Here is a 26,131-nt window from a genome sequence, read left to right as displayed (position 1 = left end):
CCTGTATCAGTTATTAAACCTGCTTCAAAAGTCTCTTGTAATTAAAATATTTTACACGTCGTTATAATTTGCTATAATGGCAAAATAGCGGTGAATTGATAATGAAAAAATATAGAGTTCAGATATAAATTTGGAGGTTCTTTTTATGACAACTTACCATTTTATTGGTATTAAGGGAACCGGAATGAGCGCATTAGCTCATATCCTTCATGACTCCGGCGAGAACGTGCAGGGGTCTGATGTTGAAAAACGTTTTTTTACACAAAAATCATTAGAAGATAAAAACATTCCCATTTTCCCTTTTTCAGAAGAAAACATCACGAAAGGTCTTACCGTTATTGCGGGCAATGCATTTTCGGATAATCATCCGGAGATAAAAGAGGCCCTCAATCAAGGATTGACGTTTTATCGGTACCACGATTTTTTAGGGGAATGGCTGAAACAGTTTACAAGCATTGCCGTAACCGGTGCACATGGGAAGACATCAACGACTGGTTTGCTGGCCCATGTACTTGATGCATCCTACCCCATATCCTATTTGATTGGTGACGGTACCGGCAAAGGGCATGTAGACAGCAAATATTTTGCGTTCGAAGCGTGTGAATATCGCCGCCATTTTTTGAGTTATGAACCGGATTATGCCATCATGACCAATATTGATTTCGATCATCCGGATTACTTCACAAGTATTGATGATGTCTTTGATGCATTCCAGTCAATGGCCGAACGGGTGAAGAAAGGCATAATCGCCTGTGGTGACGATGAACAATTGCAGCAGATCCAGGCAAAAGTGCCCGTTGTTTACTACGGTTTTTCCAGTACGAATGATTTTCAGGCACAGAATGTAAGAGAAACAAAGCATGGCACCGAATTTGACGTGTTTGTGCGGAATACTTATTATGATACGTTTGATATTCCAATGTATGGCAACCATAATGTGCTTAATGCTTTGTCTGTTATAGCAATTTGCCATTATGAAGATATCAAAGCGGATAAAATGAAGGCTTTAAGTACTTTTGAAGGTGTGAAACGGCGGTTTACCGAAAAAACAATGGGCAGCCAGGTGCTGGTTGATGACTATGCTCACCATCCGAGAGAGATAACAGCAACCATTGAAACTGCAAGAAAAAAATACCACGATAAGCCTATTACGGTTATATTCCAGCCCCATACATTCACGCGTACGCGGACATTTCTGCAGGAATTTGCCGACAGCCTAAATCTTGCCGATCACATATATTTGTGTGATATATTTGGATCAGCGAGGGAAGAAACCGGTAAATTGACCATATACGATCTGCAGGAACTAATCGAAGGAAGTTCCATACTGGATATATCCAATACAGAGGTGTTAATGGAACATCACGACCATGTCTTGCTGTTCATGGGTGCGGGAGATATCCAAAAATTCCAGGAATCCTATGAAACTCAGCTGGAATTTGTGAGCAGCAACCGTGTAAAAAAAGCATAGTTGTTGAAAGAGCCAGCATTTCAGGCTCTTTTTTTCTAACAGATTTTTTGATATATGTATCGAAATTATCTTAAAAATCCGTTATAGTAGTATATATAGGTGATACAAGTGTTTTTTGGCTTTTGTATAAACATGTAATACGTATGTTTAGTCAATAATGATTGAGGAAATTAGCAAAAGCGTTGTGTTTGCTGCTTGATGCACTTATTATCACACCGAATATGGTTGAAGCGGAGGAGTTGAAGTCAATGGAAGCCTTGTTGTACATCGCTGCTATAATTGCTGCTGCAGCATTTGCAGTGCTTGTTATTTTTGTGGTTATAACACTGAAGGCAACACAGAAGACAATGAATAATGTGTCAAACACGCTGGAAAATCTGGAAACCCAGATGCAGGGAATTACCACCGAAACAACTGAACTGCTTAATAAAACCAATAACCTTGCAGATGATGTCAACCAAAAATCGGACAAGCTTAATGCATTATTTGACGGGGTTAAAGGTGTTGGGGAAACTGTTAACGAGTTTAATGGATCATTACGCAAGTTATCAGCTAACATTTCCACAGCCGCCTCAAAGAATCAGGAAAAAGTATCGGAAGTACTTAAATGGGGCAATTCGATAGTTGATTTCTGGAAAAAGAAAAAGAATAAATAAATTTTTAAGGAGGAATCAGGATGGAGAATAATGAGAACAACAGCAACATTAACACAAAGGACTTTATGATTGGAACACTTATCGGGATCATTGCCGGTGGTGTAACCGCCTTATTGTGCGCACCGAAATCCGGCCGGGAATTAAGAGGAAATCTTAATGACGGTGCCCTGCAGCTGCGTGACCGTGCCAGTGAGTGGAAGGACACCGCATATGAAAAAGGTTCATCATGGAAAGACACTGCTTATGACAAAGGCTCTGAGTTGAAAGAGAAGGCATATCTGAAAGGTTCTGACCTGAAAACAAAAGCGGCTGACTCCACATCAAAATGGTCAAAGAAAACACAGGAAAAAACGCAGGAAATGACCAAAAAGGTACAAGACAAATGGAATAAAAAGGGCGACGAAGATGAAACTGTTGCCGAAGAAGCAATCAGCGAGGCTGCAGCAGAAGCTGAAAAATCCGAAACAAAATAAGTGAAACTTCAATCAGTGGGGCGGTTATCCCCCACTGAAGGCGGGATAAAACAAAAACAACCAGTGGTGATGCACTGGTTGTTTTTGTTTTACAGACGATTTCCGAGATTCGATCTTCTCTTGTATCCATTCGGTAAATCGCATTTAAAAAAAATATGAATATGATGGTGACAAAGCATTATATTTTCGGTATAATGATGTCTAATTATTTAAATATATTCTCAACATTAGATCAATATTCACAGGAGGGGTAGCAATGAGTAATGAATTAGAGCAATTGCGCCAACAATTGGATGGCGTCAATAACGAATTACTGGATTTGATCAATCAGCGTGCTGAGATCGTTCAGCAAATCGGGCAGGTCAAAGAAAAGCAAAGCATTAACCGCTTTGACCCGGTCAGAGAGCGTAAAATGTTAAATGAGCTGACTCAAAAGAATAATGGTCCATTTGAGAATTCGACCATTGAACATATTTTTAAAGAAATATTTAAAGCGAGTCTTGAACTCCAGGAAGATGATCACCGTAAAGCACTTCTGGTATCCCGGAAGAAAAAGCCGGAAGATACAATCATAGACATTAAAGGTGAAAAAATTGGTAACGGCAATCTTCACCATATTATGGGACCATGCTCAGTTGAAAGCTATGAACAAGTCTCGGAAGTTGCAAAATCTGTTAAACAAAAAGGGCTTAAAATGCTCCGTGGCGGTGCATTCAAACCAAGAACTTCCCCATACGACTTTCAAGGGCTTGGTGTAGAAGGTTTGCAGATTTTAAAACGCGTTGCTGATGAAGAGGATCTGGCAATTGTCAGTGAAATCGTCAACCCGGTACACGTGGAAAAAGCGCTGGACTATGTTGATGTCATTCAAATTGGTGCCCGCAACATGCAGAACTTTGAATTGCTGAAAGCAGCTGGTGAGACGAACAAGCCCGTATTGCTGAAACGCGGAATGTCTGCAACAATTTCCGAATTTGTGAACGCAGCCGAATATATTAACTCAAGAGGCAACGGTGACATTATTTTATGTGAACGCGGTATCCGGACTTACGAAAAAGCTACCCGGAACACGCTGGATATTTCGGCAGTGCCGATTCTGAAGCAGGAAACACACTTGCCTGTCATGGTTGATGTCACCCACTCTACAGGCCGAAGAGATATTCTGCTTCCGGCAGCTAAAGCGGCTATTGCTATCGGCTCAGACGGTGTTATGGCTGAAGTTCATCCGGATCCTGCTGTAGCATTGTCAGACGCAGCCCAGCAAATGGATATCCCAACGTTTGAGAATTTCATGAATGAACTTGATGAATATGCACCACGCGTCGCTGTACAAAAATAAATTAGACGGTCTTTAAAAAACAGCACGGCAACACATTAAAGGTTGATCTTTTTAAAAGATCAGCCTTTAAATTTTTGTGTTTTTTCGCATGTTATCGTATCATAATGAGAAAGAAAACGTTTTGGCAATCAGACTGGGAGGTAGTTGAACATGACTGTAACAATATACGATGTAGCAAGGGAAGCGAACGTTTCAATGGCGACTGTATCCCGTGTCGTGAACGGGAACCCGAATGTAAAACCTGTCACACGCAAAAAAGTACTGAATACGATTCAAGAACTGGGATATCGGCCAAACGCCGTTGCACGCGGGCTGGCAAGCAAGAAAACAACAACGGTGGGTGCCATTATACCGGATATTTCGAGTATCTTTTTTGCAGAACTGGCCCGAGGCATTGAAGATATTGCGACCATGTACAAGTATAATATTATCCTGAGTAACTCCGATCAGAATAAAGATAAAGAAATGCAGCTGATCAATGCTATGCTGGAAAAACAGGTCGATGGTATTTTGTTCATGGGAGGGGACATAACAAGCGAACATGTGGATCAATTTCAATCCTCATCAGTGCCGGTTGTATTGGCAGCAACATACGATGAAACCAATTCGATCCCGTCCGTGAATATCGATTATGAGGCCGCTGCATGTGAAGCAACATCATTTTTGCTTGATAAAGGCAATGAGAAAATGGCGTTCATCTCCGGCGTTGATGATACATTAATCAATAAGGAGAAATATAATGGATATGTACGGGCGTTCAAGGAGAAATCACTGAGCCTGAACGAAGATTATATTCTGACCGGCGATTATTCTTATGACTCGGGTGTAGAAGCCGTCAATCAATTGCTGGCAATGGATGACTTACCGACTGCAGTTTTTGTGGCTTCGGATGAAATGGCTTTAGGTGTTATTCATGGTGCCCAGGACGAGGGATATAAAGTTCCGGATGATATTGAAGTTTTCGGCTTCGATAATACAAGACTGGCTACGATGGTACGTCCAACACTTTCAACGATTGTTCAGCCCATGTATGATATCGGTGCCGTGGCAATGCGTCTGCTGACCAAATATATGAACAATGAAGAAGTGGAAGAGAAAAAAGTTGTATTGCCGCATCGGGTTGTCGAAAGAACTTCGACAAAATAATAAATGACCATGGTAAGGGGGATGGCCTCAACAATCATCTCCCTTATTTTTGTCCAATATGTAATGGACAGTAACCCGCCAAATAATGGCGGGTTACTGTCTCAAAATGTCCGATTCATTCAACTAACATTCAATGGGGAAAACGTCCCGCTAAATGAAGTTTCACTCTAAGGATGTATTTGCTGATTTTTTGCATATTTCAATGCACTTTCGAGGACCTTGGCATTTTTTTCGGTAATGTCGGCTTTTCTCGGTATATTCGGTACAATTTGTTTATCATCATGCCAGGTCTCAGGCAGTTTGACAGGCGATTTTTTCTGCCACTGATGCAGCCATTCACTTGAAAGGGCACCTTCCTGAATCTCACCTGTTTTCATGACGTTCCAAATTTGGGCCCATGCCCGGGGGACAACGCGCCACATGTCATATCCGCCGCCGCCCAGTGCAATCCAGCGGCCATCACAGTATTGGTGGGCAAGCTCATGTGCGAGCATAGGGATTCGCTCAAAGCTTTCCATCGTTGCACATAAATGTGTCAGCGGGTCATATGCATGAGCATCCGCACCATTTTGTGTCAGGATCACATCGGGACGAAAATAGTCAATGATCTGTCTGAAGGCAGACTCATAAACGTCGATAAACGACTCATCCTCGGTAAATGCATCAATTGGCAGATTAAATGAGTATCCGTGACCTTCCTTGATGCCGCGTTCATTTATTTGACCGGTGCCCGGAAAAAGATATCTGCCGGTTTCATGGATGGATAATGTGCATACATGAGGGTCATCATAAAAAGCCCACTGTACGCCATCTCCGTGATGAGCATCGGTATCGACATACATAACCTTTAAGTCATATTTTTCCCGGATATATTTAATGGCTATTGCACCGTCGTTGTAGATGCAGAATCCGCTTGCCCTCCGCCTAAACCCATGGTGAAGCCCACCACCCAGATTTAATGCATGATTAAACTTTCCCTGCAGGACGGAATCTACTGCAGAAAGCGTCCCGCCGACAAGGTAGCTTGAGGCTTCATGCATATTTGGAAAGACAGGGGTATCTTCAGTACCGATGCCGTATTCTATGCCTTCATCCTCAGTTAAATTTTCAGTGCCCGCTTTTTTAACAGCATTGATATAAGCTCTGTCATGAATAAGCGCAAGTTCATCCTCTGTAGCCATCCTTGGTTTGATGATATGATCAGCTGATAATAAATGCGTTTTTTCCAATAAATCCTTTGTTAGCAAAACCCGTTTTTGATTAAACGGATGATCCGAATGAAAATGATAGTTCAAGAATTCGTTTGAATAAACAAAAGCTGCCTGACACATCATACTTTTGGCTCCGCAATGTTATTTGGCCACATCAATTCATAGCCGGCATTTCGCAAATCCTGTATGACCGGCAGCGGATTCATTGTCTGAATACGGAAAACAAGTATCTTATAATTCGGATCATCGTTATATGGGTACATGAGTACAGACGTTATGTTCGTACGACGCCTACCAAAGACTGAGGCCACTTCCGGCAGAATTCCGGGTTTATGCGGCACTTTGACTTCAATCTGTGAGCTCTGAACGTTTGTGCCGGTTAACTGGATTAAGGTGTACAGCATGTCTTTTTCTGTAATAATGCCAATTAATTGATTGTCGCGCTCAACCGGCAAACAGGCAAACTCTTCATCGTAAAAAACCTGTGCTATTTCTTCAATAAAATCCAGCGGGTGTACTGTTCTGACCGGGTGGCTCATAATAGAACGAATTTCATTATTCAATGCCTGATGTTCGGTGTGATCGTCAAAAACAGATGGTGATGCATCACGTACATCGCCATCCGATACAATCCCGATGATCTGCATTTCATTGTCCACAATCGGGATGTGATGGAGATGATGTTTCTGTAATAACCGTAACGCTTCTGATATGGTGGCCGTCGGCGGAAGTGTTATAACTTCTGTTTTCATGACTTCCTCTACAAGCACTATAATCCCTCCCTCATGCTGCGGTATTGGTGCCGCTGCAAAAATCGTAATTTATCAAACTGTTTAATTGATTCTTCCGGAACGTTCTTGCCGATTCGCACCATCAGGCAGTTAGCCGGATGGGAGATAATTTCAGGATCGTCAGTTGGGGCAGGCAAAAGACCTCCAGCCGCCATCATTTTTTCCATTACTTTACGATAATCCCAAACACTTAAACGGGTTTCATCCAAATCCCAATGCCAGTAATATTCAGTGGAAATGACAATATAGTTTTCCATGTAGTCATCCATCATGGAAACCTTCAGCAGTCCCGATGCAACACCGGCCCCGCGGTAGGCTGGAATGACTTCGACAGCTCCTAATACAATCAAATCCTCCATGCTGAATTTTGACCAGCGCTCAAGCGGATCTGGGTGTAAATACGTAACATAGCCAATGATGGTATCCTCAGTTCTGGCAATAATGATGCGTCCCTCAGTAAAATCCGCAATGCTTATGAGAGCCTCGAATTGTTTTGGAGCAGGGCGAAATGCTGTTAATTGTTCATGAAAACGATACTTTTTCAGCTCGGCTGACGAGACCGGTCCTTCGATGATGACAGAGCCCGTTGGTGTATCACGTGTCGTTGAATGATATGTTTTTGTATGGTCCATCTTTTCACCATCCTAAAATGATAAATAATAGCGTTTTCATTAACTCCATTATACAGGATTTTTAACATGATTTTTAGTAGGAGCTGGAAAATATCTTGAAAATTGTATAGACGGCCGCTTTTCGTAAAGAGGAATATAAGGAAAGAATTGAGTTTAGGATGGATGTAGAAAAAGTATCCGCAGAAGAGCGGAAATATTGGCAGAAAACCCTCAAGGCCACAATGTTCATTAAAAAAATGCCACAGTAACTTTAACTGTGGCAAATTGAACCTTATATAATTTAAGAAAGGGGGGTGAGCCCCCTTTCTGAGAATTAATTGTTACCATTGTTGTTATTAGATTTTTTGTTTTTGGATTCGCCGCTGCTACCACCGTCACCAGTTCCATCGCTATTTCCGGAGCCATCTTCACCGGAACTACCACCGTCATCGCCAGATCCGCCATCATCGGATCCATCTCCGTTATTACCGCCATTACTGCTATCATCGTTGTTGCTATTGTCATTATTGTTATTACTGTTATTTTTGTTACCCGAATCATTATCGGAATCACCATTCTTGCCATTTGATCCCGAGCTATTGTCAGATCCGGAAGTTTTGCCGACTTTGACTACGTTGGATGCTGATGATTCTTGTCCGAAATAGTCAACTGCTTTTACATGATAAACAGCATTATCCGGCACGGTAAAGCTTGTCCGTGTTGTGCTGGCGAACTGGCTGAACGATCCATCCGGGTTGTTTGCACGGAATATGCGGTAGCCAACCACATCATTACTTTCTGAACTGCTCCAGGACAAGTTTTTTCCTGATGCTGAGACGGATTTTGGTGCTGCAGGGTTTTCGCCGTCATTACTGATCCCGCCACTGCTGCTGATACCAGATTGCGGCAAACCAATTTTCTCCCATGCATCGCGGTTTGTACTCGGGAAAAGGATTGAGAGGTCGCTAAGTTTATTATACCCATTTCGTTTCAGGAATTCTGGGTTAAATGTCAGTTCACTACCTTCAGCAAATCCCTTCGGCGTCTTATCGCCAGGTGTCACGGCTTTGCCATTGACCATTACAGAAGACCCGCGGATAAGACTGTCATCTTTTTCAGTCGGTACATATTTTGAATTAAATAAATCGGTTTTAACCAAACCAGCCTCTTTACATAATTCTGACGGGAGCTTGCCCGAAATGGCACAATAGCTATGCGAAACAACGCCATCTGGGCGTTCAAAACTCTTATCCGGCGCAACCAGATCCGGATTTATGTCAGATGCTGCATTGACGAGTTCAGCCCATAATTTCTGGGTCCTCTGGCTGTAACTCAGAGAGCACGATGGACATTGAATGCTTTTTCCTTCTTTGTAACCAATCCACACGCCCATCGACACATTCGGATTGACCCCGACAAACCAGGCATCCTTATATTTTTGCGAGGTACCGGTTTTGCCTGCCCAGTCGACACCACTGTGTTTAAGCTGAGAGTTCAGGTATGCGCCTGTTCCTTTATCAATAACATCACGCATGATGTCAATTGTCAGGTAGGATGTTTCCGGTGAAAAAACCTTAACAGGATCCGTTTCGTGTTCATATATGACATTGCCGTCCTGGTCGGTGATTTTTTGAATCATATAGCCATCAGCAAACTTTCCATTATTGCCAAGTGTAGAGAATGCATTCACATTTTCTTCAACCGTGACACCATTAGTCGTCCCACCTATTGCAAGAGATAGGTTCGCATACTCTTTGTCCCCGATAGTGGTGAAGCCCATCGGTTTAAGAAATTCACTTACAGGGTCCTGATCGTTAAATCGGCTGTATACGTCAACAGCCGGGATGTTGTACGAGTTATAAAGTGCCTTTCTGGCCGGAACAATCCCATGATATCCGCCGCCATAGTTGCCGGGAGTGTAGCCGCCGGCAAAGGTTTTTGGAATATCGGCTATCGGTGTTCCGGGCTGTATGACACCTTTTTCAAACGCCGGTGCATAGGAAAGGATCGGTTTCATTGTACTGCCGTTTGAACGTTTGGCAGAAGTTGCATAGTTAATCTGGTTATCCTTGTTGTAATCCCGTCCGCCGACAAAACTGATGATTCTTCCACTTGAGTTTTCAATTAAAATACCGCCAGTTTGAATCTGCTGGGTGACTTTAACTTGCTCACCTGTTTCTTCGTCTTCCGCATATCCGGTCCAATCCGGTCCGTAATACTGGTAGTTTTGAGCAATTTCTTTGAATTTATCGTGCGTTTTCTTATCGATGGTTGTATGGATATTGTAACCATCTTTTCGCAGGGCTCGATCAGCCAATGTGCTATACTCTTTCTTCAGTGTGTCATTACTGTTTAAATCTTCCATGGAATAGCCGTCTTGTTCGGCTAAGTGTTCCATAAGAATATTACTGGCACGCTTTTCGGCTTCATAAGTCAGGTATGGGTATTTTTCAGCCGGTGACTGGGATTTCTCAGTAAAATCGGATGTTATGTCATAGTTCATTGCCTTTTTGTATTGTTCTTTCGTAATATATTCGGAGTCATACATTCTTTCCAGTACCGACTTCATTCGGTTAATCCCCGGCTGCAATGCTTTCTTATTTTTTAACCCTCCGTTGTTTTTGAACGGGGTATAATAAGACGGGCTTTGCGGGAGACCAGCAAGATATGCTGCCTGAGGCAAGTTAATCTCTGACGCATCGATGCCGAATATACCTTGTGCAGCGGTTTGGATTCCTGCAATGTTGCCGCCTGACGCATCACGTCCATACGGGACAATGTTCAAATAGGCTTCCAGAATTTCGTCCTTTTCAAAGAAACGTTCAAGCCGCATGGCGATTAGAATTTCCTTCGCTTTTCGTTCGTATGATACTTCGTTCGTCAGTATCTGATTTTTTACAAGCTGCTGTGTGAGGGTACTTCCGCCGGATTGCGTGGATGAATTGGTCACTTGCTGGACAAGCGCCCGTACAATTGCTTTTGGAACAATCCCTTCATGCTCGCTGAAATATTCGTCCTCCGTAGCAATTACTGCATCTTTCAGCACATCCGAGACATTGTCGAGGGAAACTTCCTCCCGGTATATTTCAGAACGGATATCGCCAATGTATTTTTCACCGGCAAAATAAAGCGATGATGTTTGTTCATAGTTGTATATATCCTCTTGCATGCTTTCATAATCGCGTACCGGCTCATCTTTGACGAGCGATGCAAAATAACCGGCACCTACTCCGCCTGCGAAAAATCCCCCAATCACCGCGATAATCACGAAAAATAATATAATACTCCAGATAACATCATAACTGATGCGTGATGATCTTTGGACTTTGCCGGTTCCCCAGACCGATTTTGCCTTTTTAACATATTGATGCGAATTAAAGCTTCCCCAAAGTGATTTAACTTTATCTATATATTTGCGGGACAGTTGCTTAAAGTCCACTTTTTAAAACCTCCCCTTAGACCAAATCCATTATAGCACAGCAATAAAACCAGTTGAATAAAAATTTTTGAACTGTATATTGCATTTGTATTACAAATATGGTACGAATAGATAATAGCCAAATATTAAGCACGTTGAAGGATCGCAGTAATTGAGCAAATCCCTTTTTCAGAGAGCCGGCGGGTGGTGGGAGCCGGAAAACATTTGCTGATGAATTACAATCTGGAGTTTCTTCTTTTGGAACAACCCTAAAGAAGACGGTGGCAGCATCGTTAACAACCCCAAGTGGCATTATCATGCAACAAGGGTGGTACCGCGAGTCAACTCGTCCCTTAAATTTTTGAGGGGCGGGTTTTTTATTTATTTTGGAAATGGAGTGAAGAATGAATGGATATTTTACAAGATTTGGAAAATAGAAATTTAATTCAGCAAACGACCGACAGGGAGGCTTTGCAGAAACACTTGGACGAAAATCAAGTGACATTATATTGTGGTTTTGATCCGACCGCTGACAGCCTTCATATCGGACATCTGCTGCCGATTATCATGCTGAAGCGATTCCAAAGAGCAGGCCATAAACCGATTGCTCTGATCGGTGGCGGCACCGGAATGATTGGGGATCCAAGCGGCAGGTCGACCGAGCGTTCTTTGAATGAAGCATCGGTGGTACATGACTACAGTGAAAAAATAAAACAGCAAATGGCCAAGCTGCTTGACTTTGATAATGGCACAAATGCGGCAACTGCCCGGAACAATCATGACTGGCTCGGCCAAATGACTGTTATCGACTTTCTGCGTGATGCCGGCAAGCATTTTGGCATCAATTACATGCTCGGCAAGGAATCAGTATCGACTCGGATTGAGCATGGGATTTCATATACTGAATTTAGTTACATGATTTTGCAGTCGCTTGATTACATGAAACTATATGAGCAGGAAAACTGTACATTGCAGGTCGGCGGAAGTGACCAGTGGGGTAATATCACAGCTGGAATGGAACTGATCCGCCGCTCCAGGGAAAACGAAGAGGAGGAGATTAACGTTTTTGGAATGACAATGCCATTGATTACGAAGGCAGATGGCAGCAAATTCGGCAAAACAGCAGGCGGAGCCATTTGGCTTGATCCCGAGAAAACAACGCCGTATGAGTTTTACCAATTCTGGATTAATGCCGATGACCGTGATGTTATGAAATTCCTGCGTTACTTCACTTTCCTGGAGGAGGATGAATTGGACGAACTGCACACTGAACTTGAAAATAATCCTGAAAAACGGCTTGCGCAAAAGCGTCTGGCTGAAGAGATGACGATGATGGTGCACAGTCAAAAAGCTCTGGAGCAGGCCCAGAAAATTACGGCATCCCTGTTCAGCGGTGAATTGAAAGATTTGTCCGCAGATGATATTGAACAAGGCTTTAAAGATGTACCAACTTATGAAGTATCCAAGGAAGACATTGGTCTGATTGATTTGCTCGTCAATGCATCCATCACATCATCCAAACGCCAGGCGAGGGAGGATATCAAAAACGGAGCCATTTACATTAATGGCGAACGTCAGCAGGATCTGCAGCATGTCGTCAATGAAGCAGACCGTATTGACGATCAATTTATCGTTATCCGGCGAGGGAAGAAAAAATATTTCCTCGTGCGCTTCGGCTAAATTAGACCTTACTTGATAACTACAATCGAAAGGAATTTGGATTTGGGGGCATGAAATTTATTATTTTTTCATGTCCCTTTTTCTGACTTGATTTCGATTATAGTAGCAGGAGAATGGAACTATAAAGATGTGCAAACTTAAAAACTTTCTTATAAGGCTTCCCCATGGAATACCATCTATAGGGGTGTTCATTGTTATGGAGATATATTTTAAGTTTTTTATTGCTCGAGCAGGGGTATATGTTCTTTATTGTTTAGAAAAGAGGGTTTGCATGAAGAAAACTACATTTTGGACAACCGTTCGTGACAGCTTCTGGTTTCTCCCCATCGTATATGGGTTATGTTCGATGATCGCAGCAGGTGTCATAACAGCCTTGGATGTTTGGTTAGTCCCTAAAGTATCCGGCAGCATACCGAACATTTTACTTACAGGACAAAGTATAGCGAAGCAGCTTTACGCTGCTTTAATTACGGCAATGCTGACTATGACAACGATAAGTTTCTCAACGATTATGGTGATGTTGACGACATATTCATCCCAGTTTTCACCTCGAGCATTACAGGACTTTATGCAAAGCAAAATTACTCAACATGTGTTAGGTGTTTATACGTTTGGTTTTATTTTTGTACTGATCAATTTATGGTTATTGACAGAAACAAATCAAAAAGACTTGCTTAGTCCCTTTTTTACTGTTGTTATTACGATTATTTCACTTGGTTTTTTTATTTTATTTATCCATTTTTCGGCACGGTGGGCCCAAGTGAATTTCCTGATCGGTGTCATACGCAATAAAGCATCGGAATTAATTAGAGAAACGTTTGCAGAAAGAACGTATGGAGAACACCAGCATTGGGATCATTCGCAAATTGAAAGCATTAGAGAAAAAGATAGACAAACGATTCATGCCAGGCGTTCGGGCTACATCCAACAAGTAAATTATAACTATTTGATTAATTGGGCTGCTGACAATGATATGGTATTAGAGGCAACTTTTCAGGTCGGTGATTATGTTCCTAAAGGAATGCCGGTTTTTTACTTTTGGTCTTTAAGGGACAAAAACGATAAATTAGCCGAACACGACTATTTTTTAGCTATCGGCGATGAGCGTACCGACCTTCAGGATATTGCATTTTCGATAGAAAAATTAGTTGAGATTGCTGTGAAAGCACTGTCAACCAGTATGAATGATCCTAACACGGCGATTAATTGTATTCATCGCATTGGTGGTTTGCTTTCGGAATTAGCCGGAAATTATCGTCCTGTTACGTATTTTTCCGATAATAATGGGGATTTGCGATTAATTATGGAACAAAAGTATTTTCGGGACTATTTATTTAAAAGTTTTTACCAAATTAAGCATTACGGGAAAGATGACATTTCAGTTGTATATAGTATAGTAGACACATTATATAAGGTTGCTATCGTTAGTGAGGGGTCAATTCAAAAAGAAGTATGGCGTTTCACTAATTACGTTTTGGAAGCCGTAGATATAGAGAATCTTCCGTCAATGGACTATCAGCACCTTAAAAATGTAACAGAAAAGTTTGCCTATCTTTTCGGGGAAGAGCTGGAATGGGAGTGATGAGCCTCTACTCCCCCAGGAGTCTCCGCATTTTTCCTTCGCTATTTTGATGGAACCCATTATCCTATAAACAGAAAATCCAAACTGATTCGAAATCTAACTGACGAATTTTGAATCATCGTTCGGGTTTTTTACCCAAATTTTATTCTAAAGCCACAACAGCCTTTCATTAGGGAAAGGCTGTTTTTAATAGGACAAAATCATATTAGTCGACTCTTAATACTTTCATAGACTTCCGTTTCTCCTGTCCCTGCCAATAACGGAACACCGTCAATCGCCTTTTCCTGTAAACCGCCGGGAACGAATGTGGCAGAAATCATGAAGTCATATTCATTCCCCTTATTAATGGCATCGTGAACATTTCCCTGATGCAATTCAACTTGCTCATTAAGCTGTTCTTTTTCTAACCATGCTTTTACTTTTTCGATAATGATCGTGGAAGTAGCTATCCCTGTACCGCAAATAACAAGTATTTTTTTCATGTCTATTCCCCTTTATTTTTAAGTCTGTGAATATATAGAAGTCCGCCAATGGACGTGATGCCAATCATGCCGATGCCGAGCCAGCCCAGCCATTTTCCGGAACCTGCAAAAATAAACGTTGTCCAAACGGCGCCATCTATCAGTGATGAAATAATTGTGTTTGATCCCGTATCAAAGTCTGCATTTATGGCCATTTCCGTAAATAGTGGTCCTATCCAGGTAGCTATGTATAATCCAATACAGATGTAAATTGTCGCGGTGATCACTGTTCGAATGATATTCCCGCGAAACACAGGCACCATTAAACAAAATAAAAACGGAAGGGAGGCTAAGTCACCAAACGGCAGGACACGATTTCCCGGAAGAATAACGGCCGCAGCCAGTGTAATCGGCACCATCAATAAGGAAGCGGACAGAACCGCCGGATGTCCAATAGTCAGTGCGCTGTCCATGCCAATATAAAGATCTCGGTCAGGGAATCTCTTCTTTATATTGCTGCTGGCTGCTTCGGAAATGGGGGTGAGTCCTTCCATTAATAAAGCGACCATTTTGGGCATTAAAAGCATGACGGCTGCCGTTTGAACAGTCAATTGCAATATATCTTTCCATTCATAACCTGCCAAAAAACCTATTAAGAAACCAAGGAGAACACCCAGTATGGTTGAATCTCCAAAAAATCCGAATTTCTGCTGAATGGATTCCGGATTTGCATGGATTTTATTGAACTTTGGGATCCGGTCAAACAAAATATTCATTGGTTTCGCTAAAAAGTAGGATGGAGCAGAAGCCGCATGTGGAAATGTCATCTTCTGAAAACCAAAATAGGATTCGACATCAGAGGCCAGCAGATCTCCCAGCAATAATAAAACGACCGCATGAACACCGATTGTAAAAATACCAAGGACAAAGTCATCCGTGATGGCATATACAAGAGAGCCGGTAAAGGCCACGTGCCAATAATTCCAAATGTCCACGTTGATTGTTTTGGTAAGGCCGAATGTTAACAACAGGATATTGACGCTGATACTAATTGGGATGGCAAGGCTTCCCAGTACTGTACCATAGGAAATGGCTGAAGCGGCCGGCCAGCCGATATCAATAATTTGTAAATCCATTCCAAAATGTCGAACCATGGATTGTGCTGTCGGACCCAGGCTCTCTGTTAATAAATCGAGAACCAGATTCACGCCAACAAAGCCGACCCCAATTGTAATACCGGAATAGAAGGCTTTTTTGACGCCTGTCCTGAGTATTAATGCAAAGATGAAAAAGATGATAGGGAGCATGACGCTTGCTCCCAAATCAACAAACCACTGTAAAACTTCCAATCTGCATCCCCCTGATTAATGATTATCGTGAATAAAATAAATCGTATCGGTCTGCTTAAGGCTGTGATTCAGATTAAATTTATTGCGTGTCTCGATGATTTTAACCGAGGTATCGGTGATAGAGCGATTTTGCCTGGGCGGTATCATTGGTTCCATGAACAAGAACACGGCCATCCTGAAATAGAACGAGACGATTTGAATCAATGACAAACGATAACAGGAAGGGATTTTGCTCTACTTTCCCCAAATGGGACAACTGATCAGCCACTTTTTGCAAATCCGGTTTTTCAGTGGACTTCGGCCGAATCTGAACTGTATTCCTGCCGCACAACACGGCCGTCTTGGTCTGATTTTCGTAATTCAGAAAAGGGTATGTCGGCGTTTTTCCGCATGAAGAACAGGTGTCGCTTTTTAATGGGTTAACATTAATTGATGTTTGTTCGTTCATCCAAATATCAAACGACACGAGTGTATTTCTTAGAGCATCTCGTTTTTCTGTCAAAATTTTCAATGCTTCCGCCGTCTGGTGTGCCGTTACCAGTTGGACAATGGGACTTATAATGCCGGCTGTGTCACAGGTTAAGCCGCCTACAGGCACTTGTTCCATCAAACAATGCAGGCATGGCGATTCATTCGGTACAACCGTGTAACTGATCCCATAACTGCTCACAACAGCGCCGTATATCCAGGGAATGTTGAATTTCTGAGCGGTATCATTCATAATCATGCGAATATCAAAGTTGTCTGTGGCGTCGAGCATCAGATCAACACCTTCAACAAGCTGCTCCATTTCTTCTGGTGTCACATCAGTCACCTTAGTGTCAATGGTCACGTCATGATTGATTGCCTGCAGTTTTCTTTCTGCTGCGATGGCCTTAGGAATCCTGTTTATAGCATCATCTTCGGTATAGAGCTGTTGACGCTGGAGGTTGCTCCATTCAACATAATCGCGGTCTGCAATGGTTATTTTGCCGGCGCCGGCACGGGTGAGCATTTCCGCAATACTCGTGCCCAGTGCTCCGGCGCCGATGATTAAAACATGTTTCCGGCGTAATTTACGCTGGCCTTCACTGCCAATGGGCGAAAATAATATTTGTCTGGAATAACGTTCTTCCATTAGACACTTATTCCTTCCTGCGGGCTGCTTGCTGTTGCACAACGTTTTATGGGAATGCGTCCTGCTTCATAACCGAGCCTTCCTGTCTGAACAGCTAGTTTCATAGCTTCCGCCATCTTGACAGGGTCAGCAGCACCGGATACAGCAGTATTTAATAAAATTCCATCCGCACCGAGTTCCATGGCATAAACGGCATCTTTCGGCGAACCGATTCCCGCATCGACAATGATGGGTACGTTTGACTGTTCAATGATAAAGCTTAAGTTAAGCGGGTTGATAATCCCCTGTCCTGATCCAATAGGTGATGCACCAGGCATAATGGCATGTGCTCCCAATTCTTCCAATTTTCTTGCCAGGACGACATCATCGGATGTATATGGGAGAACGGTGAATCCTTCTTTCAGCAGCTCTTCTGTTGCCTTAAGTGTTTCAACAGGATCTGGGAGCAGTGTTTTCTTATCCCCAATCACTTCGACTTTGATCATGTCACAAAGACCGGATGCATTGGCCAATTTAGCTGTTCGTACAGCTTCTTTTGCGGTGTATGCTCCTGCTGTGTTGGGTAATAAGTCATAGTTTTGTATATCAATTTTTTCCAATAGGTTAGGTTGGGATGGTTCGTAAATATCCATCCGGCGGACAGAAAAGGTTAAAATGTTTGTTTCCGATACAGCAACTGCCTGTTTCTGCATATCGACATTCGGATATTTCCCGGTTCCTAACAGTAAGTGGGATTGAAATGATTTTTCGCCAATAGTCAACATATCAGCCACCTCCTACAAAATGTACAAATTCCAGTTTATCGCCATCCGTCACTTCCCTCGTGGGATGGGATGCCTTATCTATGATTTCACCATTATGTTCGACAATGACCACCGGCCGATCAGTAAAAAAATGAAGAATGACATCAGAAACCGTGCTCACATGTTCCGGTAATTGAACAGTTGATCCATTAATAAGCAGACTCATAGACTTACCTCCTTTTGTATTCGTCGCTGAAGCCCAAAAGTATCATCAACAGACTTGCCTTCGATATAATCAGCCATCAGCAAACCGGTAATGGGCGCTAATAAAATGCCATTTCGAAAATGCCCGGCCGCCAGCCACAACCCATTTATTTGAGGGTGTTCGCCCATATATGGCAATCCATCCCCGGTTTGCGGGCGGTGACCGGTCCAGGCTTTTTCCCATTTGGCATTTTTAAGTTCAGGGACAAGGTGAATGGCATTTGTCATTAGCGAATGCAGTCCATCCAGCCGTACAGACTGATCTAAACTGCAGGTCTTTTGTGTAGCGCCAATAATGAATCTCCCGCCGGACTTCGGTACGATATAGCACGAAGCTGTAAAAATACTCGAAGTAATCAGGTGTTCATTCTGATAGACGGAAAAACATTCGCCTTTTACCGGGTAAAGATCCAATGTCATATTGGTTTTCTCCCAAATCCCTTTACTCCATGCACCTCCCGCTGTGATAACTGTATTGGCAAGGAATGTCCCATTGTTTGTGCTGACCCCGGTAATGCGATTCCTTTCGACCAAAAAATCCTGTACTTCGGTATATTCCAGAATATCTGCGCCTAATCTGACAGCAGACTGAGCCAGTGCTTTTGTTAAAAGGGATGCATTGACTTGCCCGTCGTTTGCCATATAAAGAGCGCCCGTCAAGGAGTCGTTAATGTACGGTTCTTTTTCTTTCACTTGTTTGGGAGACAGCAATGAGGCTTCTTCACCAGATTTCTGCTGACGTTCAAAAGCCTGCTTTAATCGTCTTGATTCCTCTTTCGTTTGGGCTAACCTTATGATCCCACTTTGAATCAGCTCGATATCTATCCCGCTGAGCGATTTAAGTTCTTCCGCTAAATCTGGGAACATGGCTCTGCTTTGATGGGAAAGTGATGAAAGCGGGCTATCACTTTCCATTTCATTTTGTGCACCTAACATTCCCGCTGCTGCTTTGGATGCCTTCTGCCCGATTTCATCTTTTTCGATGATAAGCACGTTATAATCGCGTTTACTTAGTTGAAAGGCAATCGAGCTGCCAATGACACCACCGCCAACTATAATGACATCATACACGTCGTTCACCGCCTTTCTGTAGCGCCGTATTATAGGCTGCTGCCTTTTCCAGAGGCTTATCGGCCAATAATACGCCGGATAATACAGCAATTCCGCTGGCACCTGCTTGCATGACATCCGGTGTGTTTTCCGCAGTAATCCCGCCAATTGCCAGAACAGGTATGTGCACCTGCTGCACGACGTTTCTTAGTTCTTCCAATCCCATAGGCTTCAGATCAGGTTTTGACCGTGTTTCAAATACGTGACCGAAGATTAAATAGTCTGCACCTTGATTGCAGGCATAGATGGCTTCTTCTGCCGAGTGAACAGAACATCCAATATGCAGTTCGGAATAAGAACGGCGGACTGTCGCTGCATCCACGCTGTTATGGGTTAACTGCACGCCTTTTGTGTGCATGATATGAGCAACTGCCGCATGATGGTTGATAATGATTTTATCCAGTGGCACTCCTTTGGCATGAAGCAACCGGATGGCTTGGATCATTTGTTTATCAGTCCACGCTTTTTCCCGCAGATGAATCGCGTCAACAGGGGGAATGACCTGTTCAGTAATGGCTGCTAAGTTTTCCGGTGTCTGCTGTCCGGTTGAGATGATATGAAACGTTCCTGAATTTTCATCACGCTTTTGAACTCGGTCCATTGACACACCTCCCGAAACTCGTTTTAACAACATAAAAAAACCACTTTCCTGATGCAGGGAAAGTGGTTTTGAACGTATCATAAGGTTAATAGATTGGTTGTGTTCCGTTCGTCACTTCCCTTCGCCGGCATCAACCGTATCAGGTTCAAAGGGTCTCAAAGTGCATTGCTTTGATCTCAGCCTTTTTAAAAGGCACCCCTAGTGAATTCATGAATTTAATTGTTGGTTAAATTGTAACATCGATAAAATTATTGTCAATAGTTCAACTTTTCTTTCATTTTTACGTATGGGAAAGTCGTTGTATATTACTGCGGTGGAAAGGGTTTATATGATTGCATGAAGAATCATTCATACAAAGACACGTATGACTGCTGCGATGGCAGCTACTGAACTGATTCCGGAGGCTATAATCCATTTTAATAGTTTAACGTGGTTGGCATGCAGCGTTGCTTCCATTTTCTCATGAAAATTGTTTAATTCCGATTTTGTAATGAGCTCTTTTTCTTTAATCAATTCATCCATTTTTACAATGATATCTTTCGTATCTGCTTTTGATTCCAGTGATTGTTCTAATACTTTCAGCCGGGCTTCTATTTCGTATAATCTTGATTCATAATTATTCCGTTCATGGTTTGAATTCTCAATCGTTACCACTCCTTTCCCTGACGATCCTTCGAGCTTACGTTATTTTATTCGAATAGAAGGTAAAATGGAAAGGCAGTTAGCTGAAAGTGTGCGTATAATTTATGCCGGTGTGTCTTGCCAGCTTTAAAATCAAATTCCAGATGGGTTCCATCATTCATTGTGCCTAAGTTATGTTAGAATTTAACCATATAAATTATTTGCTGAAGAAGCTGCTTCGGGAAGGAATCAAGGGGGAGCCAACTGCAGTTCATCACAAAAGCAATCATGAAGGAAGCGGAAGCACAGTCTATCAATGATAGAGATTTTTACATTAAAGTGTGGTTGAACTATCAAGTGTAAGAACAAGAGTCTAATAATGATTGACTGTTTCATTTACTATTATTGAATATTATAAAGCCACGCTATCGAATGGGGGAGAATGATGATTGAAGTTAAAAGGGGATTACCAAAGCACGTAGAAGGGATTTCCAGGGTCTGTATAGAAGGTAGGCAGGACGCAATTTCAGATATCAAAAGTCAAGAAAATATAAGAAGAAATAATAAAATATTTTATAATCATGATCGTATCAACGGAGAGTTAGAAGAAGCAGAGGGCTGGGACGGTTATTTTGTAGCACTTGACGATGGAACAGTTGTAGGGGCTATTGGCGGAGGTATGAAAGACGATGATAAAAGTGAAGTTTATGTTTTGTATCTAGATCCCCAACGCCGGAGAGAAGGGATAGGCACCCAGCTATTAAACCACTTAACAGATATACAGCGTAATAAGGGTTCTAAGGAACAATGGGTATCTGTGCTTAAAGGAAATGATAAAGGTATTCCTTTTTATGAAGCAAAAGGTTTTCGTTTTATGCGTGAAAAAGAAGCCTATGGTAACGTTGAAGGAGAGAAGTACATTTCTTTGAGATATAGACGGGAAATATAAATCTTGGGGTATATTTAAAAAAGAGGTGCAGCTAAATTTCCGTGGGCTTGTCCCCGATGTACAAATAACATAGTTACATGCCAAAAAAAGCTCAGAATTAATTCTGAGCTTTTTTGGACTGATTCAGCCCCATTGTTATTTTTCCTGTTCAAATGTATTTACCGCTGCCTCAGCCACCTGCACATCCTGTGGAACGGCGCCACCGCTGACGCCGACTGCACCTACCACTTTTCCGTCTTTTTCAAGCGGGATACCGCCGCCGAACACGACAATTTTTCCTTGATTGGTTGTGTTAAGCCCCCAAAGCTCCGCCTGGGGTATTGTTGCTTCTTCCAGGTTGGAAGTCGGCATTTTTAAGGCTACTGAAGTCCAGGCCTTATTATGTGCGATGTCAATGCTTGCGAGCCATGCATCATCCATCCGGTGCGTCGCAACCAGATTTCCGCCATCGTCAAGTATGGAAATAACCATTTGTACGCCTATGTTCCCCGCTTCCTGTTCAGCACTGTCTAACAGCTTCTTTGCCGTGTCCAAACTGAGTTTTTCCACTTTAGTCATCCTTTCTGCATATTATTTTCCATTATATGGTTCAGTTAACCATCTTCCCGTCTTATTAAGAAATAAAACATAATATAACAAAAACTATTTATTTTTCAATTTTTCAGTTTTATAAAGTTATAAACGGGTAGACAAGGAATAGGGTCCTCATACTTGTTGTGATCTGTATATCCCTAAAAAACACGAAGGAGGTTATTTTATTGGCTGATAATCGTGGAGTCGTGTACACAGGTGAAGGAAACGTGGAAGTGCAGGATATCGCATACCCGGATTTGGTGCTGCGTGATGGACCGGGCGTACCCAAATCAAATGCCGGCAGAAAATGTGAGCATGGAGTTATACTTAAAAACATCGTCACAAATATCTGCGGCAGTGATCAGCATATGGTTCGCGGCCGTACTACTGCCCCGACAGGTCTGGTGCTGGGACATGAGATTACCGGTGAAGTCATTGAAGTCGGACGTGATGTGGAATTTATCAAAAAAGGGGATATTGTATCCGTGCCGTTTAATGTGGCTTGCGGGCGCTGTAAAATGTGCCAGCGCCAGGATACACATATCTGCTTGAATGTTAATCCGGAGAGACCGGGCGGTGCATATGGTTATGTTGATATGGGCGGCTGGGTAGGCGGCCAGTCTGAATATGTCATGGTGCCATACGCCGATTTTCAACTATTGAAATTCCCGGATAAGGATAAAGCAATGGATAAAATCCTTGATCTCACAATGCTATCGGATATTTTCCCAACGGGTTATCATGGTGCAGTAACTGCAGGCGTCACAACAGGTTCAACGGTTTACGTGGCCGGTGCGGGTCCGGTTGGATTGGCTGCGGCACACTCCGCCCAATTGCTTGGTGCATCAGTTGTGATTGTTGGTGATTTGAAAGAAGAACGGCTGAAACAGGCCAGAAGCTTTGGCTGTGAAACAATCAACTTAAAGGAACATGACGACGTTGGCGAACAGATTGAACAGATTCTTGGTATCCCTGAGGTCGACTGTGCCATTGATGCAGTGGGCTTTGAAGCTTATGGGCATGGAACAGATCATAAAGATGCTCCGGCTACTGTGTTGAATACGATGATGGATGTCGTGGAAGCAGGCGGCAATTTGGGTATACCGGGACTATATGTAACTGAAGATCCAGGTGCTAAGGATGAAGATGCCAAACAGGGTTCGCTGAAAGTGCGGTTTGGTCTGGGCTGGTCAAAAGCGCATTCGTTTACAACAGGGCAAACTCCTGCCATGAAGTACCAGCGGCAATTAATGAATGCCATTCTGAAAGGAAAAGCGGATATAGCCAATGTTGTAAATGCAACGGTCATCTCGCTTGATGAGGCTCCGCAAGGGTATGCTGATTTCGACAGCGGCGTTGCGAAAAAATTCGTCATTGATCCGCATGGTACGTTAAGCAAATAATTAATATTTGGCTAATAACAACCCATTCGAAAAGAGGCTGTCTGCGAATATGTTATCGGGACAGTCTCTTTCTAATTTGATCATTTATTCTACTCCGTAAAAGCTTAAGAAGACTGGTAGGTGCAATTTTCTTTCGGGAGGGTATAGCATCTATCCAGCGATCCTTGAAATACTTTGATAGACTCATACGGCATATCCAGGGTCAATTTCCGGGCGGCTTCACGGTTATACCACTTCAGACCGATCAGATAAACACATGTGATTCGGATGAATACAAAAGAAAGTGAACGATCTAGATATAGACTGACGGCAATCAGTAATATAATCAGCGCCAGCATAATATCTTGTTCAAGTTTTTTATTGCTGGTCATGTCCCATTTCCATTGCATTATCGTATGGCCCTCGCTTCAACAGGCACATCGACAGACTGAATCACTTCCTGGATGACCTCTGAAATTTCACGGCGAATAGAGCTGTCCATCGTAAGTACGATGCGATGTTCAAAAATATATTGAGCAATTGATTTGATATCCTGTGGTCTGACAAAATCATGTCCAATGGATATTAGCACGTTAATTTGAATGCAATTAGCTTATATAAATAATACATAAACTTACAATATATTTCAATTATGGAATAATTCGAATTATTAGTGTGCACACTGGATAGCCCGTTAATAGAGTGGGGTATGACACAGAGGTGCTGGTACATGGAGTGATCGAAATAAATTGAACGTCAAGAAGGGGCAGGAAACTAGAGAAATCCTCTCACACTTCTGCTAGAGTGCGTGAGGAATTATTTTAATTTCATATTTTTGATAAACTGCATTTTTATAGATCCTAAAGGGAAAGTTATTTATGTCAGTAAATCGAACGATGTTTACAAATGGACAAGCTGAAGGAAATTAATTTAAATGATTTACTGGATTTTTTAATTGACTTCCAAGGAGGGGATATTATGTTAGACATCAATTCAATCAACAAACAGTATATTGCCGGGATATGGCGTGACGGAAAAAGCAATCGCTCACTTGCTGATAAGAATCCGTACAATGGTGAGGTGATTACGGAATTCAAGATGGGTTCAACAGAGGATGTGGATGCGGCTTATCAGGCTGCTCAAGCAGGAATGGATGAGTGGAATCAAATCAATCCATATAAGCAGCGGGATATTCTCGAAAATGCTGCATCATATGTTAAGGAGCATGAAGAGGATATTACTGATATTATTATAGATGAACTTGGCGGCACACGTTTAAAAGCTGCATTTGAAATCGGTCTTGTCAAGGATATGTTAAAGGAAGCAGCAACCTTTCCACTGAAAAAGGAAGGCAAAATTCTGCCGTCTGTTGAAGATGGAAAAGAAAATCGCCTATACCGCATGCCAGCAGGTGTCGTTGGGGTTATCAGCCCATTCAACTTTCCTTTCTTCCTGTCCGTTAAATCGATTGCTCCGGCAATTGGCGCGGGCAATGGTGTTGTACTGAAGGCGCATGAGGAGACACCAATTGTCGGCGGCACGCTTATTGCCAAGATTTTTGAAGAAGCCGGCGTTCCAAAGGGATTGTTCAATGTCGTGGTAACCGATATCAGTGAGATTGGTGATACCTTTGTGGAGCACCCGATTCCACGAATCATTTCGTTCACCGGATCAACCGGCGTTGGTCGTCATATTGCTCAGCTGGCGGTCAAACATTTCAAGAAACCACTCCTGGAGTTGGGGGGTAACAGCGCCTTCATCGTTCTTGAGGATGCTGATATCGACTATGCGGTTAACGCAGCTGCTTTCAGCCGGTTCACCCATCAGGGTCAAATCTGCATGTCAGCTAATCGGATTATCGTCCATCAGTCTATTTACGATGAGTTCATTGTCAAATATAAAGAGAAGATTGTTTCCCTGAAAACTGGCGATCCACGGGACCCGGACACAGTAATCGGTCCTGTCGTGAACGAAAGTGCGGCACAGAACCTTAAAGCAATCATTGAAAAAGGCATCGAACAGGGGGCTAAGCCTATTCTAAAGGGAAACATTACCGGCAATATGGTGGAACCAACCATCTTAACTGATGTCACTTCAGATATGGCTGTCGCCCAGGAAGAAATGTTTGGTCCTGTTGTCAGTGTCATACCATTTGAAACTGACGAAGAGGCTGTCAAGATAGCGAATAATACCAATTTCGGTCTGAGTGGTGCTGTTCATACAGCTGATGGGGAACGCGGAGTCGAATTGGCCAAAAAGGTACATACTGGTATGATTCACGTCAACGACATCACTATTAACGACGAGCCAATTGTCGCATTTGGCGGTGAAAAACAATCAGGTCTTGGCCGGTTGAACGGAGAATGGAGTTTAGAGGAATTTACGACCATGAAGTGGATTTCGATCAACTACAGGCAACGTCAATTTCCATATTGACTGCAGCCCCGGAACCGTTGCCGCATTTAAAAAAGTCAACCGGGTTATGAGCGTATAAGTATGATATGGGGATAGAAAGAGGTCATAAAGAACTGCTGTAACATGCTTGCAAAAGTTACAGATGCGCTGAAGCGAACAGCTCCACTG

Annotated in this window: 25 protein-coding genes, 1 riboswitch and 1 other annotated feature; of the genes, 10 read left to right on the top strand and 15 right to left on the bottom strand. The window is 42.6% G+C overall.

The window, feature by feature from the left end; all coding sequences use genetic code 11:
- Positions 1-145: 145 nt before the first annotated feature.
- The 5 genes from murC to ccpA all read left to right on the top strand — a co-directional run bounded on the left by murC (position 146) and on the right by ccpA (position 5,085).
- On the top strand, positions 146-1,471 hold the full coding sequence (murC, locus tag VK097_RS08900) for a UDP-N-acetylmuramate--L-alanine ligase (RefSeq protein WP_324211454.1): 1,326 nt from the start codon (positions 146-148) through the stop codon (positions 1,469-1,471).
- 248 nt (positions 1,472-1,719) lie between these two features.
- Complete coding sequence (locus VK097_RS08895; RefSeq protein ID WP_324211453.1) at positions 1,720-2,127, top strand: DUF948 domain-containing protein; 408 nt, start codon at positions 1,720-1,722, stop codon at positions 2,125-2,127.
- 20 nt (positions 2,128-2,147) lie between these two features.
- The gene (locus tag VK097_RS08890; protein WP_324211452.1) at positions 2,148-2,600 is read left to right on the top strand and encodes a YtxH domain-containing protein; all 453 of its coding nucleotides are present in this window, start codon (positions 2,148-2,150) and stop codon (positions 2,598-2,600) included.
- Positions 2,601-2,856: 256 nt separating this feature from the next.
- Positions 2,857-3,939, top strand: coding sequence for a bifunctional 3-deoxy-7-phosphoheptulonate synthase/chorismate mutase (locus tag VK097_RS08885; RefSeq protein WP_324211451.1), 1,083 nt, complete (start codon positions 2,857-2,859; stop codon positions 3,937-3,939).
- Between the two features lie 150 nt (positions 3,940-4,089).
- Positions 4,090-5,085, top strand: coding sequence for a catabolite control protein A (gene ccpA / locus VK097_RS08880; protein WP_324211450.1), 996 nt, complete (start codon positions 4,090-4,092; stop codon positions 5,083-5,085).
- Between the two features lie 167 nt (positions 5,086-5,252).
- Here ccpA and VK097_RS08875 read toward each other — a convergent pair whose 3' ends face one another.
- From VK097_RS08875 to VK097_RS08860, 4 genes are all read right to left on the bottom strand, one after another.
- A complete protein-coding gene (locus VK097_RS08875) occupies positions 5,253-6,419 on the bottom strand; it encodes an acetoin utilization protein AcuC (protein WP_324211449.1) in 1,167 nt (388 codons plus the stop codon).
- Positions 6,416-7,066 (bottom strand): acetoin utilization AcuB family protein, encoded by a 651-nt coding sequence (locus VK097_RS08870; protein WP_324211448.1) that lies wholly within the window; start codon positions 7,064-7,066, stop codon positions 6,416-6,418. The genes VK097_RS08875 and VK097_RS08870 overlap by 4 nt, the downstream gene beginning before the upstream one ends.
- The gene (locus VK097_RS08865) at positions 7,066-7,719 is read right to left on the bottom strand and encodes a GNAT family N-acetyltransferase (protein ID WP_324211447.1); all 654 of its coding nucleotides are present in this window, start codon (positions 7,717-7,719) and stop codon (positions 7,066-7,068) included. The genes VK097_RS08870 and VK097_RS08865 overlap by 1 nt, the downstream gene beginning before the upstream one ends.
- Before the next feature lie 313 nt (positions 7,720-8,032).
- Positions 8,033-11,137: a transglycosylase domain-containing protein gene (locus VK097_RS08860; protein ID WP_324211446.1), complete on the bottom strand. Its 3,105-nt coding sequence runs from the start codon at positions 11,135-11,137 to the stop codon at positions 8,033-8,035.
- A 125-nt stretch (positions 11,138-11,262) separates the two neighbouring features.
- Positions 11,263-11,473: a binding site (T-box leader), on the top strand.
- Positions 11,474-11,524: 51 nt separating this feature from the next.
- Here VK097_RS08860 and tyrS point away from each other — a divergent pair.
- Both tyrS and VK097_RS08850 read left to right on the top strand, forming a co-directional pair.
- Entirely contained in the window at positions 11,525-12,796 is a 1,272-nt protein-coding gene (tyrS, locus tag VK097_RS08855) for a tyrosine--tRNA ligase (protein WP_324211445.1), read from the top strand.
- A 196-nt stretch (positions 12,797-12,992) separates the two neighbouring features.
- A complete protein-coding gene (locus VK097_RS08850) occupies positions 12,993-14,378 on the top strand; it encodes a DUF2254 domain-containing protein (protein WP_324211444.1) in 1,386 nt (461 codons plus the stop codon).
- Positions 14,379-14,578: 200 nt separating this feature from the next.
- On the opposite strand, the gene VK097_RS08845 is transcribed toward VK097_RS08850, so the two are convergent.
- From VK097_RS08845 to VK097_RS08810, 8 genes are all read right to left on the bottom strand, one after another.
- Positions 14,579-14,860, bottom strand: coding sequence for a PTS sugar transporter subunit IIB (locus tag VK097_RS08845; protein ID WP_324211443.1), 282 nt, complete (start codon positions 14,858-14,860; stop codon positions 14,579-14,581).
- A gap of 2 nt (positions 14,861-14,862) precedes the next feature.
- A complete protein-coding gene (locus VK097_RS08840) occupies positions 14,863-16,188 on the bottom strand; it encodes a PTS galactitol transporter subunit IIC (protein ID WP_324211442.1) in 1,326 nt (441 codons plus the stop codon).
- 100 nt (positions 16,189-16,288) lie between these two features.
- Positions 16,289-17,305 (bottom strand): thiazole biosynthesis adenylyltransferase ThiF, encoded by a 1,017-nt coding sequence (locus VK097_RS08835; protein ID WP_324211441.1) that lies wholly within the window; start codon positions 17,303-17,305, stop codon positions 16,289-16,291.
- A complete protein-coding gene (locus VK097_RS08830; RefSeq protein ID WP_324211440.1) occupies positions 17,305-18,069 on the bottom strand; it encodes a thiazole synthase in 765 nt (254 codons plus the stop codon). Before VK097_RS08830 ends, VK097_RS08835 begins: the two co-directional genes overlap by 1 nt.
- A 1-nt stretch (position 18,070) precedes the next feature.
- Positions 18,071-18,274, bottom strand: coding sequence for a sulfur carrier protein ThiS (gene thiS / locus VK097_RS08825; protein WP_324211439.1), 204 nt, complete (start codon positions 18,272-18,274; stop codon positions 18,071-18,073).
- Positions 18,271-19,383, bottom strand: a complete 1,113-nt coding sequence (gene thiO, locus VK097_RS08820) for a glycine oxidase ThiO (protein WP_324211438.1) — start codon at positions 19,381-19,383, stop codon at positions 18,271-18,273. The genes thiS and thiO overlap by 4 nt, the downstream gene beginning before the upstream one ends.
- Complete coding sequence (locus tag VK097_RS08815; RefSeq protein WP_324211437.1) at positions 19,376-20,056, bottom strand: thiamine phosphate synthase; 681 nt, start codon at positions 20,054-20,056, stop codon at positions 19,376-19,378. Before VK097_RS08815 ends, thiO begins: the two co-directional genes overlap by 8 nt.
- A 66-nt stretch (positions 20,057-20,122) precedes the next feature.
- Positions 20,123-20,233: riboswitch (TPP riboswitch) on the bottom strand.
- A gap of 138 nt (positions 20,234-20,371) precedes the next feature.
- Positions 20,372-20,677, bottom strand: coding sequence for a hypothetical protein (locus VK097_RS08810; protein WP_324211436.1), 306 nt, complete (start codon positions 20,675-20,677; stop codon positions 20,372-20,374).
- 412 nt (positions 20,678-21,089) lie between these two features.
- Here VK097_RS08810 and VK097_RS08805 point away from each other — a divergent pair, with 412 nt between their 5' ends.
- Positions 21,090-21,593, top strand: coding sequence for a GNAT family N-acetyltransferase (locus VK097_RS08805; protein ID WP_324211435.1), 504 nt, complete (start codon positions 21,090-21,092; stop codon positions 21,591-21,593).
- Positions 21,594-21,728: 135 nt separating this feature from the next.
- Here the strand turns inward: VK097_RS08805 and VK097_RS08800 are convergent, their stop codons facing one another.
- Positions 21,729-22,142 (bottom strand): GlcG/HbpS family heme-binding protein, encoded by a 414-nt coding sequence (locus VK097_RS08800; protein ID WP_324211434.1) that lies wholly within the window; start codon positions 22,140-22,142, stop codon positions 21,729-21,731.
- A 209-nt stretch (positions 22,143-22,351) separates the two neighbouring features.
- On the opposite strand from VK097_RS08800, the gene fdhA reads away from it, so the two are divergent.
- Entirely contained in the window at positions 22,352-23,569 is a 1,218-nt protein-coding gene (fdhA, locus tag VK097_RS08795) for a formaldehyde dehydrogenase, glutathione-independent (RefSeq protein WP_324211433.1), read from the top strand.
- A 104-nt stretch (positions 23,570-23,673) separates the two neighbouring features.
- Here the strand turns inward: fdhA and VK097_RS08790 are convergent, their stop codons facing one another.
- The gene (locus VK097_RS08790) at positions 23,674-23,958 is read right to left on the bottom strand and encodes a hypothetical protein (protein WP_324211432.1); all 285 of its coding nucleotides are present in this window, start codon (positions 23,956-23,958) and stop codon (positions 23,674-23,676) included.
- A complete protein-coding gene (locus VK097_RS08785) occupies positions 23,958-24,140 on the bottom strand; it encodes a hypothetical protein (RefSeq protein WP_324211431.1) in 183 nt (60 codons plus the stop codon). The genes VK097_RS08790 and VK097_RS08785 overlap by 1 nt, the downstream gene beginning before the upstream one ends.
- Positions 24,141-24,526: 386 nt before the next feature.
- On the opposite strand from VK097_RS08785, the gene VK097_RS08780 reads away from it, so the two are divergent.
- Entirely contained in the window at positions 24,527-25,984 is a 1,458-nt protein-coding gene (locus VK097_RS08780; protein ID WP_324211430.1) for an aldehyde dehydrogenase family protein, read from the top strand.
- Positions 25,985-26,131: the final 147 nt, after the last annotated feature.

This window comes from Lentibacillus sp., assembly GCF_035301675.1.
In the GTDB taxonomy this organism is placed as follows: domain Bacteria; phylum Bacillota; class Bacilli; order Bacillales; family Amphibacillaceae; genus Lentibacillus.
This window is presented reverse-complemented; position numbering and strand designations above follow the sequence as displayed.